This window comes from Clostridium sp. (genome assembly GCF_051656525.1).
GTDB lineage: Bacteria > Bacillota > Clostridia > Clostridiales > Clostridiaceae > Clostridium.
Map to the genome: position 1 here is coordinate 1 of NZ_JBOGCC010000065.1, position 1,942 is coordinate 1,942.

The following is a 1,942-nucleotide window of genomic DNA, read 5'->3' on the forward strand; positions in this document are numbered from 1 at the left end:
TAAAATAGTTAAGTCCCATCTTAACTACAAATATTAAAAATAAAGTTATTCCAAATACTACAAGCATTCTTGTATCCTTATTTGGAACAACTTCATCAATAATGCTTCTACTTATCATAGGATAAGCTAAATCACATAAAGCAACTACAAAAGCTGCAAGTAAATCAAGTATAAATAACCTTTTATACGGCTTATAATACTTAATAAATCTCTTCATCATAAAGTTCCCCCCTCGTTCCCTTATTTTTAATTACAAATTATACCATTTATATTTTAAATTTACAATAGACTTTGACTACATTGAAAAATAATAAAAGCTATAAGAACTTATCTCGTCTTATAGCTTTACTTAACTAAAATCTCTTCAAAATTTATTTTTATATTATTCATTTCAATACTATCTTCTAATACATATAAAGAATCTACTGTATGATATATTTTATAATGTGAATATACTTGTTCTATACCATCTCTTCCCCATAATTTACTTATATCTTTTCCTTTTAATATAGTTCTATTACTCCAGTCTTGTAAACAATACCCAAGCCAGTACATTCTTTCTTTCTCATACTCTTTTTCTTCTTTTTTATACTCTATTTTCTTTACATTATTTTCTTCTAAAAACTCTTCCATATAATAATATGGACTTTGTGAGTACCATTGTCCTCTATATTCTTCTATTCCTATTTTATAATTACTTTCTAAAGCTTTTAATACAAAATCAATAGGTTCTAAATTATACTCCACAGATGCCTTAAAGAACCTTCCTAAGTGTCTACAAGCTATAACTATTTCCTTCAACTGCATCCTCCTTTCCTAATTCATCAAAATATTTCCCTACATTACCATATTTTTTTCTAATGAATTTCATTTTCTCTTTCATTATTGATTTTTTTAATTTTATTTCACTTGAATAATACTCTTTGTCTATATCATCAAGCTCTATACTTTCAATAAATTTTATAGCTTCAATAGCTTTTTTACTTCTTAAATTATATTCAATATCTAAATCCATAGAATTTAAGGATTGAATGCAATGATTGAGTGTTATTGTATTCTCAAAAAACATATTCATAGTATCAAACATTCTATCATCTGCTGTAGGTCCAAGTATTACATCATATTTATTTAAATCTTTATACTTTTCTTCTAAATAGTTTCTAAGCTCTTCATTATCAATAAGACCTCTATTATAAGCAATAAACAGTATCCAATTAATATCTAAATCAAAAGTTAATGATTCTAGTCCTTCAGTATTTAATATATATTTATTTACTAAAGCTTCTTTATCTACCTTTCTAGTTGACCAACTTTTTGCCATTTGAATATTTGTAGTTGCATAAAAACCAATTCCAAAATCACTAAATTTTCTCCCACCATCATATCTTAGATTATCTATTTTCTTATCACTACCATGATAAATTATTAACTTCATATTCCTCACTTACCTAGTATCTTTATTTTAAAGTATACCATAGTTTATAGTTTTCTATTCTACCTTCTAATACTTAATCTCTCATTAATTTAAAAATTTCCTATCAAAAGTAAAACCTGCCCCAAACTTAGAACAGGTTTTATTTTTTTAATTTTCTTTAAGCACTTTTTCTTTTAAATTTAAAAATAGAAATACAAATCCTACTGCCATAATAATATGTCCAAGTCCAGAGATTCCGTTTAAAGCTCCTCCAATTGTATTTCCTTTAACTTGCATTATTCCAATAACTAAAAACATTATCATAGACCATGCTAATCCTATATTGTATGTTATAAAAAATTTATTAAACCATTTACTTTCAGTTATACTAAATGATTTTTCAAAAAGAACTAAAATTAAAAATAAGAAAAATCCAAGAATTAAAGCATGCGTATGAACCACGCTTAATCTAGTTATTCCTGTAAAATCACTCATTCTTGTGAACTCTCTAAAGAATACTCCCCCTAA

At 25.5% G+C, this 1,942-nt stretch carries 3 protein-coding genes and 1 pseudogene; all 4 read right to left on the bottom strand.

From position 1 onward, the window contains the following. Positions 1–220: pseudogene (locus ACRDDY_RS02325) on the bottom strand (ABC transporter ATP-binding protein); the annotation flags it as partial. A gap of 125 nt (positions 221–345) precedes the next feature. Then, positions 346–801, bottom strand: a complete 456-nt coding sequence (locus ACRDDY_RS02330; RefSeq protein WP_438563363.1) for a hypothetical protein — start codon at positions 799–801, stop codon at positions 346–348. Beyond that, positions 776–1,435: a DUF3990 domain-containing protein gene (locus ACRDDY_RS02335; protein ID WP_438563364.1), complete on the bottom strand. Its 660-nt coding sequence runs from the start codon at positions 1,433–1,435 to the stop codon at positions 776–778. The genes ACRDDY_RS02330 and ACRDDY_RS02335 overlap by 26 nt, the downstream gene beginning before the upstream one ends. A 147-nt stretch (positions 1,436–1,582) precedes the next feature. Continuing rightward, a partial coding sequence (locus ACRDDY_RS02340) for a DUF2871 family protein (RefSeq protein WP_438563365.1) occupies positions 1,583–1,942 on the bottom strand: 360 nt, incomplete at its 5' end.

What these genes read in the sequence shown, in the direction of transcription:
- ACRDDY_RS02335 (WP_438563364.1), bottom strand. Translation starts at nt 1,435, where the DNA reads ATGAAGTTAATAATTTATCATGGTAGTGATAAGAAAATAGATAATCTA.